Annotated in this window: 14 protein-coding genes; 5 read left to right on the top strand and 9 right to left on the bottom strand. The window is 63.5% G+C overall.

Annotated features, from left to right (window positions below; genetic code table 11):
• Positions 1-64: 64 nt before the first annotated feature.
• The 8 genes from F0A17_RS07700 to F0A17_RS07735 all read right to left on the bottom strand — a co-directional run bounded on the left by F0A17_RS07700 (position 65) and on the right by F0A17_RS07735 (position 9,967).
• The gene (locus F0A17_RS07700) at positions 65-3,061 is read right to left on the bottom strand and encodes an FAD-binding and (Fe-S)-binding domain-containing protein (RefSeq protein WP_149327769.1); all 2,997 of its coding nucleotides are present in this window, start codon (positions 3,059-3,061) and stop codon (positions 65-67) included.
• Positions 3,062-3,098: 37 nt separating this feature from the next.
• Positions 3,099-4,307, bottom strand: coding sequence for a pyridoxal-phosphate-dependent aminotransferase family protein (locus tag F0A17_RS07705; RefSeq protein WP_149327770.1), 1,209 nt, complete (start codon positions 4,305-4,307; stop codon positions 3,099-3,101).
• 64 nt (positions 4,308-4,371) lie between these two features.
• Positions 4,372-5,559, bottom strand: coding sequence for a CaiB/BaiF CoA transferase family protein (locus tag F0A17_RS07710; protein ID WP_149327771.1), 1,188 nt, complete (start codon positions 5,557-5,559; stop codon positions 4,372-4,374).
• 55 nt (positions 5,560-5,614) lie between these two features.
• The gene (locus F0A17_RS07715; RefSeq protein WP_149327772.1) at positions 5,615-6,397 is read right to left on the bottom strand and encodes an enoyl-CoA hydratase; all 783 of its coding nucleotides are present in this window, start codon (positions 6,395-6,397) and stop codon (positions 5,615-5,617) included.
• Positions 6,398-6,427: 30 nt separating this feature from the next.
• Positions 6,428-7,708 carry a TRAP transporter large permease gene (locus tag F0A17_RS07720; protein WP_149327773.1) on the bottom strand — a complete coding sequence of 427 codons (1,281 nt, stop codon included), beginning with the start codon at positions 7,706-7,708 and terminating at the stop codon, positions 6,428-6,430.
• Positions 7,705-8,223, bottom strand: coding sequence for a TRAP transporter small permease (locus F0A17_RS07725; protein WP_223111509.1), 519 nt, complete (start codon positions 8,221-8,223; stop codon positions 7,705-7,707). The genes F0A17_RS07720 and F0A17_RS07725 overlap by 4 nt, the downstream gene beginning before the upstream one ends.
• Before the next feature lie 70 nt (positions 8,224-8,293).
• A complete protein-coding gene (locus F0A17_RS07730; RefSeq protein ID WP_149327774.1) occupies positions 8,294-9,280 on the bottom strand; it encodes a TRAP transporter substrate-binding protein in 987 nt (328 codons plus the stop codon).
• A 225-nt stretch (positions 9,281-9,505) separates the two neighbouring features.
• Complete coding sequence (locus F0A17_RS07735; protein ID WP_149327775.1) at positions 9,506-9,967, bottom strand: GlcG/HbpS family heme-binding protein; 462 nt, start codon at positions 9,965-9,967, stop codon at positions 9,506-9,508.
• Between the two features lie 12 nt (positions 9,968-9,979).
• On the opposite strand from F0A17_RS07735, the gene F0A17_RS07740 reads away from it, so the two are divergent.
• Positions 9,980-10,825, top strand: coding sequence for a GntR family transcriptional regulator (locus F0A17_RS07740; RefSeq protein ID WP_228716835.1), 846 nt, complete (start codon positions 9,980-9,982; stop codon positions 10,823-10,825).
• Positions 10,826-10,828: 3 nt separating this feature from the next.
• On the opposite strand, the gene glcC is transcribed toward F0A17_RS07740, so the two are convergent.
• Positions 10,829-11,599: a transcriptional regulator GlcC gene (gene glcC / locus F0A17_RS07745; RefSeq protein WP_149327776.1), complete on the bottom strand. Its 771-nt coding sequence runs from the start codon at positions 11,597-11,599 to the stop codon at positions 10,829-10,831.
• A 214-nt stretch (positions 11,600-11,813) separates the two neighbouring features.
• Here glcC and glcD point away from each other — a divergent pair, with 214 nt between their 5' ends.
• From glcD to F0A17_RS07765, 4 genes are all read left to right on the top strand, one after another.
• The gene (gene glcD, locus F0A17_RS07750) at positions 11,814-13,310 is read left to right on the top strand and encodes a glycolate oxidase subunit GlcD (RefSeq protein WP_149327777.1); all 1,497 of its coding nucleotides are present in this window, start codon (positions 11,814-11,816) and stop codon (positions 13,308-13,310) included.
• 12 nt (positions 13,311-13,322) lie between these two features.
• The gene (glcE, locus tag F0A17_RS07755) at positions 13,323-14,414 is read left to right on the top strand and encodes a glycolate oxidase subunit GlcE (RefSeq protein WP_149327778.1); all 1,092 of its coding nucleotides are present in this window, start codon (positions 13,323-13,325) and stop codon (positions 14,412-14,414) included.
• A gap of 19 nt (positions 14,415-14,433) precedes the next feature.
• Complete coding sequence (gene glcF, locus F0A17_RS07760; RefSeq protein WP_149327779.1) at positions 14,434-15,672, top strand: glycolate oxidase subunit GlcF; 1,239 nt, start codon at positions 14,434-14,436, stop codon at positions 15,670-15,672.
• Positions 15,673-15,852: 180 nt separating this feature from the next.
• Entirely contained in the window at positions 15,853-16,254 is a 402-nt protein-coding gene (locus tag F0A17_RS07765; protein WP_149327780.1) for a GlcG/HbpS family heme-binding protein, read from the top strand.
• The last annotated feature ends 45 nt before the right edge of the window (positions 16,255-16,299 follow it).

Below are 16,299 nucleotides of genomic sequence, written 5' to 3' on the forward strand. Positions count from 1 at the left end.
CGCCCTCACGGTACCGGGCCGACAGCGGTCGTCCCATGAAGCGATGTTGCCTCGCGGGCTCGCTTCAGACCAGCGACTTCTCCAGCAGACGCGCCACGTGCACCGCCTCGCGTCCGCTGCCGTCGTGAATCTGGTGGCGACAGCTCGTGCCACCGGCAACCAGCACGGTGTCGTCGTCAGCTTGACGAATCGCCGGTAACAGCGACAGTTCGGCCATTCGCATCGAGGCCTCGTAATGCTCCGCCTCGTAGCCGAAACTGCCCGCCATGCCGCAGCAAGAGGATGCGATCGTCTCGACCTCGAGCCTTGGAATCCAGGCGAGCACCCGCTCGATCGGACGCAACGCATCGAAGGCCTTCTGGTGGCAGTGGCCATGCAGCATCGCCCTGGAATAATCGACCGGCTTGAATTCGAGCGCCAACTCCCCCGCGTCGTGTGCTTTGACCAGGAACTCCTCGAACAACAGGGCCGAATCGGCAAGTCGTCGCGCCGCGTCTCCGAAGCCATACTGCAGAAATTCGTCGCGCATGCTCAGCAGGCACGACGGCTCGAGCCCGACGATAGGCACGCCGCGCTCGACGAAGGGCAGCAGATGGTCAAGGGAGCGTTTCGCCTCGGCTCTGGCCTTGTCGAACTGGCCCGAGGAAAGGTAGGTACGCCCGCAGCACAGCGGACGTTCGCCCGGCTTGACGTTGAGGTGCACGCCATAACCGGCCTTCTCCAGCACCCGTTTGGCGGCGCGAGCGTTTTCGCTCTCCATGTAGTTATTGAAGGTATCGACGAACAGCAACACCTCACGGGACGCCTGCATCGATCGGCCCTGGTCCTCGGCCAGGAAATTGCCATGGAATCGAGGAAAGTCACGCTGCTCGGCCAGCCCGAGCGCCTGCTTCACTCGCCGCGAGACGAAGGGCAACCGCTCGGCGGCGCCCAGCAAGCCTGAGATTCGGCTCGCCCAAGGCGCGTAGCGCGGCATCTCGCCGACCAGACGATCGCGCAGCGTGAGCCCCTTGACCTTTGCCCGGGCGGTACGTGCCTCAATCTTGAACTTGGCCATGTCGATACCCGTGGGACAGTCGCGTCGGCAGCCCTTGCACGACACGCACAGGTCCAGCGCCTCCTTGACCTCGTCGCTGGCCAACCCTTCGTCACCGAGCTGGCCGGACAGCACCATGCGTAGGGTATTCGCACGTCCACGCGTCAGGTGTTGCTCATCGCGAGTGATGCGGTAACTGGGGCACATGGTGCCGGCATCGAACTTGCGGCAGTGGCCGTTGTTGTTACACATCTCCACCGCCATGGCGAGGCCGTGGGTGGCATCGCCGCCAGTCCCGGGTGCGCTCTGCTCACCGGTCAGCGGGGCGCGCTCGACGTCCCACGCCGACCAGTCGAATACCGGGGTCAGCGGAATCCTGCGATAAGAGGCCGGAAAGCGGAAGTAGTCCTCGTCGTCCATCTTCGGCGTGTCGACGATCTTGCCGGGATTGAAGAGGTTTTCCGGATCGAAGAGCCGCTTCACCTCCTTGAAGGCGCCATTGACGGTACTGCCGAATTGCCAGGCGACCCATTCGCCGCGACACAGCCCGTCGCCGTGCTCGCCGGAATAGGCCCCCTTGTACTCGCGAACCAGTGCCGAAGCCTGCTCGGCGATCTCGCGCATCTTCTTGGCGCCATCGCGACGCATGTCGAGAATCGGCCTAACGTGCAGGGTACCGACGCTGGCATGGGCGTACCACGTGCCCTCGGTGCCGTGGCGATGGAACACTTCGGTCAGCTTGTCGGTGTATTCGGCCAGATGCTCGAGCGGCACCGCGCAATCTTCGATGAAGGAGACCGGCTTGCCGTCCCCCTTCATGCTCATCATGATGTTGAGCCCCGCCTTGCGCACGTCCCACAACGCCTTCTGCTCAACCGGCTCCGGCATGTCGACCACGCACCCCGGCAGCCCCAGGTCGGCCAGCAATTCATTGAGTCGTGCCAGAGACGCCAGTTGGGCGTCGCGGTCGACGCCAGCGAATTCCACCAACAGGATCGCCTCGGGCTTGCCGATCAGTGCCCTCTCGATCACCGGGCGGAAGGACGGATTCTCCAGCGACAGCTCGATCATCGTGCGGTCGACCAGCTCCACCGCGGTGGGATCCAGGGTGACGATGTGCTGGGTGACGTCCATCGCCTGGTAGAAGGTGGGAAAATTCACCACCCCGAGCACCTTATGGTCGGGTAGCGGCGAAAGCCTCAACTTGATGCGCCGGCTGACCGCCAGGGTGCCCTCGGAACCCACCAGCAGATGCGCCAGGTTGACGCGCCCGTCCGGGTCGTAGGGCTTGGGATTCTGGCAGTCGAAGATATCGAGGTTGTAACCGCCCACCCGCCGGAGCACCTTGGGAAAATGCTCGCGGATCTCCGAGGCTACGCCTGTGGCGATCGCCTTGACGCTCTCCGCCAGCTCCCGCACCCGTCCCGAGGCAGGCAGCTCCTCTACGAACCCGAAGCGGCCCTCACTGCCGTCGGCCAGCAGCGCCTCCATCCCCAGCACGTTATGCACCATGTTGCCGTAGCGTATCGAGCGCGACCCGCAGGAGTTGTTGCCGGCCATGCCGCCGAGAGTGCACTGGGCACTGGTGGACACGTCCACCGGGTACCACAGGCCATGGGGCTTGAGCCAGGCGTTGAGGTGGTCGAGCACGATGCCGGGCTCGACCACCACGGTGCGCGCCTCGGCATCGAATTCGACGATCTGATTGAGCCAGTGGGAATTGTCGATCACCACCGCCTCGCCCACCGTCTGGCCACACTGGCTGGTGCCGGCGCCCCGCGCCAGCACCGGTACCCGGGCGTCGCGAGCGATGTCCAGGGCCAACGTCAGGTCGCGTTGATCGCGGGGTATGACCACTCCGACCGGCATCACCTGGTAGATCGACGCATCGGTCGAGTAGCGACCCCGGGAGGCATGGTCGAACAGCACTTCGCCCTGCAGCTCCCGTGAAAACCGGGTGGCCAAATCGGTGACCGGCTTGACCCTGGCATCCCGAGACCGGGTGTTATCCTTCAGGGATGTCATGCTTCCCTCCTAGCCGTGCTGCTGATCAAAGCCGATGTCAATGGCCGCTTTTCAGCGGGTGGTTGGCGAAGTAGTCGAGCGCGGCGCAGACACCGCTCTCCTTGAGTTCTACCCCGGCCAGTTTCATGCCTGCCTCGCAGCCGCCCAGCGTGGCGATCAGCGTCAGGTCGTTGCAATCGCCCAGATGGCCGATGCGAAACATCTTGCCCTTGGCTTTGCCAAGGCCCATGCCCAGCGACAGGTCGAAGCGCTCGTAGATGACCTTGCGGATCTCGTCGGCATCGACGCCCTCCGGCATTACCACGCCGGTCAGCACCGGCGAATAGACGGCGGCATCCTGGCACTGGATTTCCAGCCCCCAGGCCTCGACCGCCCGGCGCACGCCGGCGGCCCAGCGCTGGTGGCGCGCCAGCACGTGGTCGAGCCCTTCATCCAACAACATGTCCAGCGACTCGTTGAGTCCATAGAGCAGATTGGTGTTGGGGGTATAGGGCCAGTAGCCGTTCTTGTTGGCCTCGAGGACCTCGTCCCAGGCCCAGAAGCTCTTCGGCATGCGGTTGTGGCGGCTGGCCTCGATGGCCTTGTCGGAAACGGCGTTAAAGCTGATGCCCGGGGGCAGCATCAAGCCTTTCTGGGAGCCGGAGATGGTCACGTCCACGCCCCACTCATCATGGCGATAATCGGCGCTGGCCAGGCCCGAGATGGTGTCGACCAGCAGCAGTGCCGGGTGGCCAGCCGCATCGATGGCACGACGCACCGCGGCGATATCGCTGGTCACTCCGGTGGAGGTTTCGTTGTGGACGACGCAGACGGCCTTGAGCTCATGCGCCGTGTCTTCCTTCAGACGCGCCTCGATCATGTCGGCCTGGACGCCGTGGCGCCATCCCTCGTAACCGGGTAGGCCGATGAACTCGGGCTCAAGTTGCAGGCGTCGCGCCATCTTGTGCCATAGAGTGGCGAAATGGCCGGTCTCGAACATCAACACCCGGTCACCCGGGGACAAGGTATTGGAGAGAGCCGCCTCCCAGGCGCCGGTACCGGACGCTGGGTAGATGATCACCGGATGGTGCGTCTTGAAGACTTTCTTGATCTTATTCAGCAGCGTGAGCCCCAGGGCGCCGAACTCCGGGCCGCGGTGGTCGATGGTCGGCAGGCTCATGGCACGCAGAATGCGATCCGGCACCGGCGAGGGGCCGGGGATTTGCAGGAAGTGACGGCCGGAAGGATGGAAATCGAGGTTCAGCATGCGGTTATCTCCAATGCACATTTTGTATTTTTGATAATGAATTCACTTTTAAACAACAAAAGAGTTACCTGATACAACCCTCTTCTCGCAGCGTCTCGAGTTGCTCCGCGGAGAGTCCGAGCTCCGCCAGTACCTCATCGGTATGCTGGCCGAATAGCGGCGCCGGGCTTCTGATCTGCGAAGGCGTGCGTGAAAACTTGCTGGGAAAACCGATGGTCTTCATCTTGCCGATCACCGGGTGTTCCATTTCCTGCACCATGCCGCGGGCCTGATAGTGTTCGTCCTGCATGGCCTGGGCGAAGTCATTGATCGGCCCGGCCGGTACACCGGCCTTGTCGCAGAGATCCAGCCAGTGATGCATTTCCCGCCCGACCATGATCTCCTCCAGCACCGCCTCGAGTTCCTCGACGTGCTGGCCACGGTCGTAGTTGGTCTGGAAGCGTGGCTCAACCAGCAGATCCTCTCGCTCGAGCACGTCCCGGCAGAAGCGCTCCCAGGTACGCTGATTGGCACAGCCCAGCATGATGTAGCCGTCGCTGGCCTTGACCGCCTGGTAAGGGGCGGAGACACGATGCCGCCAGCCGGTGGGCTCAGGGACTCTGCCCTCGGCGAAGTAGGCGGCCGCCTCCCAGGTGAACCAGGGCAGGCCGCACTCGGTGATGGCGATGTCGATATGCTGCCCTTCCCCCGTGTTCATCCGATGGATATACGCGGCCAGAATCGAGTAGACGGCCGTGATGCCCGCACCGATGTCATAGACGGCGATGCCGGTTTTCAGCGGCCGCCGGCCCGGTTCTCCGGTCATCGACATCAGGCCGGTCATGCCTTGGGCCACCAGGTCGAAACCGCCACGATGGCTGTAGGGGCCGGTCTGGCCGTAACCGGAGATGGAGCAATAGACGATGCCCGGATTGATTTCCCTGATGGTGTCGTAGTCGATCGCAAGCGATCGGGTCACCCCGGTGCGGTAGTTCTCGACGATGACGTCGGCGTCCTTGGCCAAGCGGTAAAAGATCTCCCGGGCCCGTTCGTCTTTCAGATTGAGGGAGATGCTCTTCTTGTTACGGTTGATCTGCGAGAAGCAGGTCGACTCGTCGTTGACGTAGGGGCCCATCTGGCGGCTGTCATCGCCGCCTTTGATCTTCTCGACCTTGAGCACGTCGGCCCCCATGTCGGCCAACACCATGGTGCAGTAAGGCCCCGCCATGATCTGGGAGATATCCAGTACTTTCAGGTTCTGTAAGGGAAGCATGCACTCCACTCCACTTGTCGATGAGTTGGCTCTTGCCTGAGCGTTGTCACAGGCGTTAATGACCGGTCCACTCGAAGGGTGTCTTGTTGAGAAACTTGTTCACCGCCGCCTGGAAATCGTCGCTCATATAGCAGGTGGTAACCCAGTCATCGCCAGCGTCCGCGGCGGCCCTGCGCGCCTCCAGGACCCGCCCCACCAGCGCCTTGCTGGCTCGGACGGTGAGCGGCGCGCGCCGGCCGAATTCGGCCGCGATGGAGGTCACCTCGTCGACGATCGTTTCGGGAGCGAAAACGCCGTTGACCAGCCCCACCTGCCGCGCTTCCTCGGCATCGAACAGCTTGGCCATCATCAGCGCCTCCTTGGTGCGGGCGACGCCGATCATGTCGACCATCCGCGAGACGTTGGTCATCGACAGGGTATTGCCCAGCGTCCTGGCGATGGGTACGCCGAACTTCATCGAAGGCGTGCAGTAACGGAAGTCACAGGCCAGCGCCAGGGCGGCCCCGCCTCCCACACAGGCGCCTTCGATCAGGGCAATGGTCGGCTTGGGTAATGCCTCCAACTTGCCAACCACCCGGTCGATGCGCCGCTCATAAGCGACGGCATCCTCCGGTTGAGAGAATTCGGCAAACTGGTTGATATCGGTACCCGCCACGAAGGCCTCTCCGCCGACGCCATGCAGCACCACCGCCTGGACGTCGTCGTCCACGGCGAGCCGGTCGCAGCAGGCCTCGAGCGCGTCGTACATTTCCCAGGTCATGGCGTTGCGGCTGTCGGGTCGGTTGAAGCCGATCCAGGCGAGGGCTCCCTCGCGCCGGAAGATCAATGAATCAGCCATCCGAATTCTCCTCTCAGGGGGTCGTCGGGCTCACCGGTAGAACAGCTCCACTAGGCCCATCGGAAAGAGCGGCACGTAAGTCACCAGCATCAGCAGGATGAACAGCAGAACGACGAACGGCACGTTGGCCTTCGATACCTCCCAGATATCCGCCTTGGCCACCGAACACGCCGTCATCAACACGCTGGCCACCGGGGGAGTCTGCTGGCCGATCGCCAGGTTGAGCGTGACGATCATGCCGAAGTGGACTGGATCGATGCCGACCATCATTACCAACGGCATGACGATGGGTACGGTAAGGATGATCGCTGCCGCCGAATGCAGGATCATGCCGATCAGCAACAGAAAGATGTTCAGCAGCGCTAGTACGGCAAACTTGTTATCAGTAAAATCGCTGATCAACGTCGCCAGCATTTGCGGCAGCTGGGCGCGGGTGAGGAAATCCCCGAGCAGGGCCGAACTCGCCACCAGTAGCATCACGACGGCAGTCTGCACGCCGCCTTCGACCATGGCTGCGCGTAGCTTCGACCATCTCAGCTCTCTGTAACGGAAGCTGATCAGCAGCGAAGCCAGCACCGCCAGGGCCGCCCCTTCAGTAGCGGTCATGAAACCGCCAAAGATCCCACCGAGGATAACCAGCGGTAATACGAAGGCGAGCCCCGCCGCCTTGAAGGTGGTCCACACCCGCTTCAGTTGGAAGGTATGTTCCACTGGCCAGTTATAGCGAACCGCAAAATACCAAGCGAGCACCATCATCAAGACACCGCCGACCAGGCCGGGCACGATACCGGCGACGAACAATTGCACCACCGAGGTGTCGGCCATGGCGGCATAAAGAATCATGGGGATAGAGGGCGGGATGATGATCGCCAGCGAGGCCGAAGAGGAAGTAATAGCGGCGGCAAACGGGGCCGGGTAACCCTTGCGCTTCATCTCCGGCATCAAGATGGAACCGAGGGCGGCCACGTCGGCGACGGCAGACCCCGAGATCTCGGCGAAGAACAGCGAGGTGCCGACGTTGACCATGGCCAGTCCGCCGCGGATGAAGCCGAGCAACGCCGAAGCGAAGTCGATTAGCCGACGAGAGATGCCGCCGGTGTTCATGATGGCGCCGGCCAGGATGAACAGGGGAATGGCGATCAATGGGAACTTGGTCGATCCCTCGAACATCACCAGCGGAAAGCCGAGCAGGCTGTTGGTGCCCTGAATCCACAACATGGCAACGATGGAAATCGCGCCCAGTGCCACGGCAATGGGGATATTGATGAAGATCATGGCCAGCCCGGCCAGCAGGATCAGTGCCGTCGTCATTGCAACTCCTCCACGATGTCCTGCTCCGAGGGTGGCCGCTTGCCTTCCCAGGCCTCACGCAGAATGGCCGGGAGGTTGAGCAGCTCGGCAATGACATAAAGTGCCGCGCCGATCGGGATAGTCGACTGGGTGACAGCGATCGGAATCGGTACGCTGACCAGAGTCGAGCCGCTGAGGACACCGATGACATAGACGCCATAGACGGCGAGCAGTACGAAGAAAGCGATAATGATGGTTTCACCCAGCGCCACCAGCGCCACGCGCACGGTACGGGGCTGCGAGTAGACGAAACCCGGAACGCTGATATGGGCGCGCTTGAGGGCAGCGAGAGCGGCGCCGTAATAGGTCACCCAGGCCAGCATCACGGCGGCAACCTCGTCGTACCACCCCAGGGAGTTTCCGCTGAAGCGGAAGGTGACGCCGAGCAGCACGACCACTGTCAGAGAGACCACCAACAGCATGGTGATGACCTCGAGCAGCCACTCGAAGCCGGATCGCAATTTCGCGAGGGACATGCAAGCCACTCCGTCGAACAGGGAAAGGACCGCCCCGAATGGGAGCGGCCGTGGACTCACTCAGTGAGGTTCAGTCTTCGCCGCCGAGCGCCAGAACGCGGTCGACCAGGTCGCCGCCACCTTCCACTTCCTCGTCGAAGCGCTCGTAGATGGGGCCGCTGGCGTCGATGAAGGCCTGCTGGTCGGCCTCGTTGACCTCCATGCCGGCCGCTTCCATCTCGCCAAGTAGCTCTTCGTCCTGCCTGGCAGCGGTCTCGTAGACGAAGCCTTGGACCTCCTGGGCGGTCTCCTCGAGGATATTGCGAACGTCCTCCGGCAAATCCTCCCAATGGCGTTTGGAAACCACCACATACGCGGGCGTGTAGACGTGGTTGGTCATGGACAGGTAGTCCTGGACTTCCTGGAACTTCTGGGAGTGGATCTGCACTAGAGGATTCTCTTGGCCGTCCATGGTGCCGGTCTGCAGCGCCGTGAAGACCTCCGAGAGCGCCATGGGCGAGGGGTTCGCGCCGTACTCCTCGAACATGCGCACCCGCCAGGCGCCCTTCGGCGTGCGCAGCTTCAGGCCCTCCAGGTCCTCGGGCGTCTCGATGGGCCGCTTGTTGTTGGTGATCTGGCGGAAACCGTTCTCCCACACGGCAAGAATTTTGTAGCCCTCCTCCTCCACCAGCGGATAGAGATCGGGTTCGATGACCTCGTCGATGACCCGCTTCATGTGCTCCCGATCCTTGATCAGGTAGGGCATCTCGAACAGGCCAAATTCATCGACCACAGAGGACATCACAGTGGAAGGCAGTGTGAAGGTGAGCTGGCCGAGCTTGAGCTTCTGCATCATGGAGTCGTCGCCACCGAGCTGGCTCGATCCGTAGACCTCGACCTTGTAATCATCGCCCAACCGCTCATTGGCACGCTCGGCGAATTCTTTGGCGGAGACATCGAATAGCGACCCGGGGTTGCCCACATGACCGAACTGCAGCTCGGTCTGGGCCATGCCAAACCCTGGCGACAGGCCCAGGGCAAGAAAGGTGGTCACGAAGGTCGTCTTGATCATCTTCATCGGATACTCCAGTGCTGGCTTGTTGTTGTAGGTGCTGCCCAGGCGAAACATTTTCTCAAGGGGCAGTCGCCAGGCCTTGGCGGCTCATGCTGGACCGAGGACATATTCCGACGGCCCGAGTCATCCTCGGCCATCCAACGGCTCGGTGAGTCCGACCGTCACGGTATCAATTTGAATTCAAAATTCATTATCAGGTATTAAACTTTAGTCGAGAAGAGATCCGATTCAGTCGGGTTCTAGCCCCCAAGCCAATCCCGCCGCCTCGACACCGGCGATGGCGGCCATCTCATCTTCGCCTGAAGATGCGCCACTGGCGCCCACAGCACCGATGACGTGTGATTCGTTATTAAGAATCAGTACCCCCCCCGGCACTGGGACGAAAGGTCCAGCCGAGGCAGCGGCCACGCTAGCGAGGAAAGCCGGTCGCTCCGCATTGCGGGCCCCGACCACGCCGCTCGAGGCCCCATTACCCAGGGCGGCGAAAGCCTTGCCCTGAGCCACGGGGAAACGCAGCGGGGCACAGCCGTCCTCGCGCTCGGCGGCGACGACATGCCCGCCACCGTCGAGCACCACTACGGTAAGAGGTTCCATCGAAGCTTCACGCGCCTTGGCGAAGGCTCCGTCGAGAATGGCCCTGGCCTGGGAGCGATTAAGCTGAAACTGACTGCGGAAGACCTTGCCGACCATGAGAAACTCCTTATGCTTACCGAGACAGAAATATGGATGAATTTTGAATTCTTAATATCTTTCGTGAAAGAATGCCAGATAGGCCCTTATCCACCGGATGAATTGACAAGCCCGGCGACGCAGCCGGCACCCCGGCCGGGGCTAACGGGACGTATTGCCTTAGGACTTCATGCCATGAGCAAAATCCAACATCGCAGTCTTTACCTGGAAGTGGCCGACCGCGTCCGGGATCTCATCGAGCGGGGGGATCTCGCGCCGGGAGAGCGAATATCGGAGAAGCAGCTCTGCGAGCGATTCGGAGTATCCCGCACGCCGCTGCGGGAAGCGCTAAAGGTTCTTGCCTCCGAGGGTCTGATCGAGCTACTGCCCAACCGTGGGGCCAGGGTGATGCGCCTGACCTTGAAGATGGTGAAGGATACCTACGACCTCATGGGAGCTCTCGAGGGATTGTCCGGCGAACTCGCTTGCCAGAACATCAGCGACGAAGGGATTAAGGCCATTCGTGCGTTGCATGACGAAATGCTCCGGCACTACCGCGATCGCAACCTAGCGAATTATTTTCAGGTCAACCAGAAGATCCACGAGGGGATCCTGGCCGCCTCGGCGAACGAAGTATTGCAGGAGATGTATAGCAACCTCAGTCAACGCGTGAAGCGAGTTCGCTATTCCAAGAAAATGACCGACGACTTCTGGCACAGAGCCGTGCAGGACCACGAACACATGATCATTGCCCTCGAGGCGCGTGATGGAAAACGGCTGGGGCAGATACTGCGCGATCACCTTTGCAACAAACTCGAAGCAGTCTCACTCGCCGGCGTGATCGAGGAAGAGCGAACGCTCGATGCCGCCAACGCCTGAGGATCACTCCCACACGTCGAGGCGAATGGCCGAACGCTCCAGGCGTCGCTCCTCCGCCTCGATCTCGCGCAGCTGCTCGCCGATGCCGTCCAGATGGTCCACCGCCGCGCGCCGTGCCGCCTGCGGCTTGCCCTCCATCACGGCGCGATAGAGCCGGGCATGCTGGCGGTTGATCATTTGCCTCGGCGCCTCGCGGTGGTAGAGATTCTTCACCGAAGCGAAAACCGAGCTCAGCAGTAGATCCGTCAGCGACTGCAGGGTATGCACCAGCACCGGGTTGTGGGAGGCCTGGCTGATCGCCAGGTGAAAGGCGTGATCGAGATGCGCCAGGCGCTCGACCTCCACCGTCTCACCCTTTTGCACGAACTCGACCATCGCCTCGTACCGCCGCTGGATCACCACACGGTCGGCCGGGGTGGCGCGCTCCGCGGCCAGCCTGGCCGACTCCCCTTCGAGCAACGAGCGGACCTCCAGCAGATCGAACAGGGTCCTCGGATGGTCGCGGAACAGGTGCATGAGCGGGCTGTCGTCGCGCCCCGGCAGCAGCGCCGCCACCGCCGAGCCTTGGCCCTGGCGCGTGACGATGATGCCCTTGCTGCGCAACACGCGCAGCCCCTCGCGCAGCGAAGTCCGCGAAACGCCGAGGCGCTCGCACAGGCGTCGCTCGGAGGGCAGCAACTGTCCCGGCCGGAACACGCCATCGAGAATGAGTTGCTCGAGGTGGGCCGCGATCGCATCGGGCGTACGGGCCGGCAATGACAGTTCTCGCGGCATGACGTCTCCTGGAATCGGTCGGTCGGTCGGTCGGTCGGATCGGATTGACCCAGTGGCATCGAGCGGCCCATGATGTATTTTGAAAATGTTTTCCACAAGCACTCGGCAAACTGGCAATACCAGTGTACCAAAGGCTGGACAAAGGATGGCAGGTCACGCAGATTGGCGGCCACGACACTCGTCCTGCCGCCATGACACACAGCGAGGCGTTTGCATGAACATTCTCTACGATGAACGACTCGACGGACCGGCACCCGAGCTGGACAAGACCGCCATTCGCGACAGCCTCGCCCAGGCGATTCCGGGCATGACGCTACTGCATCGCGAGGAGGATCTGCGCCCCTTCGAGTGCGACGGTCTCTCGGTTTACCGCACCTTGCCCCTGCTGGTAGCGCTGCCCGACACTCTCGATCAGGTACAGCGCCTGCTCAAGGAGTGCCATCGCCTTGGCGTACCGGTGGTGACCCGCGGCGCCGGCACCGGCCTTTCCGCCGGCGCGCTGCCGTTGGAACATGGCGTATTGCTGGTCATGTCGCGCTTCTCACGCATCCTCGAGATCGACCCCGAGGCACGCGTCGCCCGGGTCGAGCCCGGCGTGCGCAACCTGGCCATCTCCGAGGCGGCTTCGCCCTACGGGCTCTACTACGCGCCAGACCCCTCGTCGCAGATCGCCTGCTCCATTGGCGGCAACGTGGCGGAGAACGCCGGTGGTGTGCATTGCCTGAAATACGGCCTGACGGTACACAACGTGATCAAGGTGGAAGTCCTCACCATCGAAGGCGAGCGCATGACATTCGGCAGCGATGCGTTGGACGCCCCTGGCTTCGACCTACTGGCATTATTCAACGGTTCCGAAGGGATGCTCGGCGTGGTCACCGAGATTACCGTCAAGCTACTGCCCAAGCCCGAGGTGGCCAAGGTACTGATGGCCAGCTTCGACGACGTGGAGAAAGCCGGCAATGCCGTGGGCGCCATCATCGAGGCCGGCATCATCCCCGGCGGCCTGGAGATGATGGACAAGCTCGCCATCATCGCCGCCGAGGACTTCATCGGCGCCGGCTACCCCGTGGAGGCCGAGGCGATCCTGCTATGCGAACTCGACGGCGTCGAAGCCGACGTCGATGACGATTGCGAGACCGTGCGCGCGGTACTCGAGAGAGCCGGCGCCACCGGTATCCAGCAAGCCCGCGACGACGCCGAGCGCGCCAGGTTCTGGGCCGGGCGCAAGAATGCCTTTCCCGCCGTGGGCCGCATGTCGCCCGACTATTACTGTATGGACGGCACCATTCCGCGACGCGAACTGGCCCGGGTGCTCAAGGGCATCGCCGATCTCTCCAAGCGCTATGGGCTACGCGTCGCCAACGTGTTCCACGCCGGCGACGGCAACATGCACCCGCTGATCCTGTTCGATGCCAACCGCGAGGGAGAACTGGCCGTGGCCGAGGCGCTGGGCGGCGAGATCCTCGAATTGTGCGTCAGGGTCGGCGGCACCATCACCGGCGAACACGGCGTCGGCCGCGAAAAGATCAACCAGATGTGCGCCCAGTTCCGCCCCGACGAGCTGGTGACCTTCCGCGCCGCCAAGGCCGCCTTCGATCCTCGCGACCTGCTCAACCCCGGCAAGAACATTCCCACCCCGGCGCGCTGTTCGGAGTTTCGCACCATCAAGAGCGCGAGCACCGACGCCGCTCCCGATACCTTGCAAGGCTGAACTGGAGTGACCATGGCAAACGCAACGCCTCTCTCTGACCATGACGCCAGCGCAGCCTTGGCCGAGCGAATCCGCCAGGCCAACGCCGATGATACTCCGCTGCGTATCGTCGGCGGCGACACGCGCGTCTTCTACGGCCGCGAGGTCGAAGCCGGTGAGCTGTCGACTCGCGAACACAGTGGCATCCGTTTCTACGATCCGGTGGAGCTGGTGGTCTCGGTACGCGCTGGCACGCCGCTGGTCGACCTCGAGGCGGCCCTGGCCGAGCACGGCCAGATGCTGCCTTTCGAGCCCCCCCGCTACGGTGCGGCGAGCACCGTGGGCGGCATGGTCGCCACCGGCATGTCCGGCCCTCGCCGCCCTTGGGCGGGCAGTGTGCGTGACTTCGTGCTGGGGGCCCGGGTCATCAACCACGAAGGCATCGAGCAGCGCTTCGGCGGCGAGGTGATGAAAAACGTGGCCGGCTATGACCTGTCGCGGCTGATGGTGGCCGCCCAGGGCACCCTGGGTCTGATCACCGAGGTCTCGTTCAAGGTGCTGCCCAAGCCCGGCGCCAGCCACAGCCTGCGTCTGGAGCTCTCCCTCGACGAGGCTCGCCGGCGCCTGGCCGAATGGGGCCGCGAGCCGCTGCCTCTCAGCGCCGCGGCCTGGCTCGACGGTGCCCTGCATCTGCGCCTGGAAGGCGGCCCCAGTTCGGTAGCCGCCACCCGCGCGCGCATCGGCGGCGATGAACTCGACAATGCCTTCTGGCCCGCCCTGCGCGACCAACACCTGCCGTTCTTCCGTGCCGGCCAAGCGCCGCTGTGGCGACTCTCGCTGCCCCACCGCGCGCCGGCACTGGACCTGCCCGGCATTGACGAGAGTCTGATGATTCACGACTGGGCCGGCGCCCAGCGCTGGCTGCGCACCGAACTGGACGCCGAGGCCGTGCGTCAGGCGTGCCAGGCCGCCGGTGGCCACGCCACCTGCTACGGCCCCCGCCCGGCCGCCATCGAGCCCTTCACACCGCTGCCCGAGGTGTTGATGAAGTATCACCGCAATCTCAAGGCCCAGCTCGATCCCAAGGGGATCTTCAACCCCGGCCGGCTCTACGCGGCGTTCTGAGACGTACAGGATTTTCGACATGCAGACGCATTTCACCGAGGAAGCCCTCAAGCAGCCGCATATCCAGGAGGCCGACCGCGTCCTGCGCACCTGCGTGCACTGCGGCTTCTGCAACGCCACCTGCCCCACCTATCAGTTGTTGGGCGACGAACGCGACGGGCCGCGCGGGCGCATCTACCTGATGAAGCAGATGCTCGAGAACCCGGATGACACCGAGAACGTCACCGAGCAGACCCGCCTGCACCTGGACCGCTGCCTAACCTGTCGCAACTGCGAAACCACCTGCCCCTCCGGCGTGGAGTATCACAAACTGCTCGACATCGGCCGCGCCGAGATCGAGCGCCGGGTGCCGCGAAGCGCCGCCGACCGCGCCCAGCGTTACGCCCTGCGCAAGGCGTTGGTGGATCCCAAGCGCTTCCAGGCGCTGCTCAAGCTGGGCCAGACCTTCCGCCCACTGGTGCCAGGCAAGCTCAAGGACAAGCTGCCGCCCAAGCCGATGGATGCCGGCACGCGCCCCGACCACAAGCGCCACGCACGGCAGATGCTGATTCTTGAAGGCTGCGTGCAGCCGGGGCTTTCACCCAACACCAATGCCGCCACGGCGCGGGTGCTCGATCGCCTGGGCATCGGCCTCACGCCGGTGGCCGAGGCAGGCTGCTGCGGCGCCATCGACTTCCACCTCAACGCCCAGGACGACGGCCGCGCCCGTGCACGAGCCAACATCGACGCCTGGTGGCCGCACATCGAGGCGGGCTGTGAGGCCATCGTACAGACCGCCAGCGGCTGTGGCGCCTTCGTCAAGGAGTACGCCGACATCCTCGCCGACGACCCCGTCTACGCCGACAAGGCCAAGCGCGTGAGCGAACTGGCCAAGGATTTGGTCGAGGTGCTGCGCGACGAGGAGTTGACGAGCCTCCAGGTCAACGAAGGCCGCCGGCTGGCCTTCCACTGCCCCTGCACCCTGCAGCACGCCCAGAAGCTCGGAGGTGCGGTGGAGGGCGTGCTGGTCAAGCTCGGCTTCACCCTGACCCCGGTAGCCGACGCCCACCTCTGCTGCGGCTCGGCGGGCACCTACTCGATCACCCAACCGGAGCTCGCCACCCAGCTGCGCGACAACAAGCTCAACGCCCTCGAGGCCGGCAACCCGGAGACGATCGTGACTGCCAACATCGGCTGCCAGACGCACCTCAACGGCGCGGGGCGTACCCCGGTTAGGCATTGGATTGAAATTGTCGATGAATCCCTGGAGAAACACTGAGTCGCTACTGCACTCCGCATCTTGCGCGCGGGCGGTACTGGTGCGCCAGCCCGGTCGGAATCCACATACTAAAGTATGTTCCGGTTCCTGCGTTCCGGCCTCGCGCAACCTGCGTTCGTTCGTGACGCGCCTCAGCGCTTCTCAACTATCGAAAGAAATTGTGAAAAAGAGGAAGGAACCATGAAGACCAAACCCGTACTCACCCTGACCGACGTCAACGCCATCCTCGATGCCGCTCAGAAAGAAGCGGAAGCCAACGGCTGGAACGTGACCATCGCCGTGGCCGACGACGGCGGCCACCTGCTCGGCCTGCGCCGCCTCGACGGCGCCCCGGCCATGACCCCCGACATCGCCACCCAGAAGGCCCGCAGCTCGGCGCTCGGCGCTCGCGAAACCCAGGCCTTCGAGGAGATGATCAACGGCGGGCGCAATGCCTTCCTCTCCGCGCCGATGCAGGGGCTGCTCTCCGGCGGCGTACCGGTGATGGTCGAGGGCCAGATGGCTGGCACCGTAGGCGTCTCCGGTGTCAAGCCCGACCAGGACGTACAGGTCGCCAAGGCCGGCATCGCCGCCATCGTCTGAGGCGAAACCGAAGAGACCGGCCGCGACTCCCTGCCAATACAGGGT

The organism is Billgrantia pellis (assembly GCF_008297955.1).
GTDB classification, from domain to species: Bacteria; Pseudomonadota; Gammaproteobacteria; order Pseudomonadales; family Halomonadaceae; genus Halomonas; species Halomonas pellis.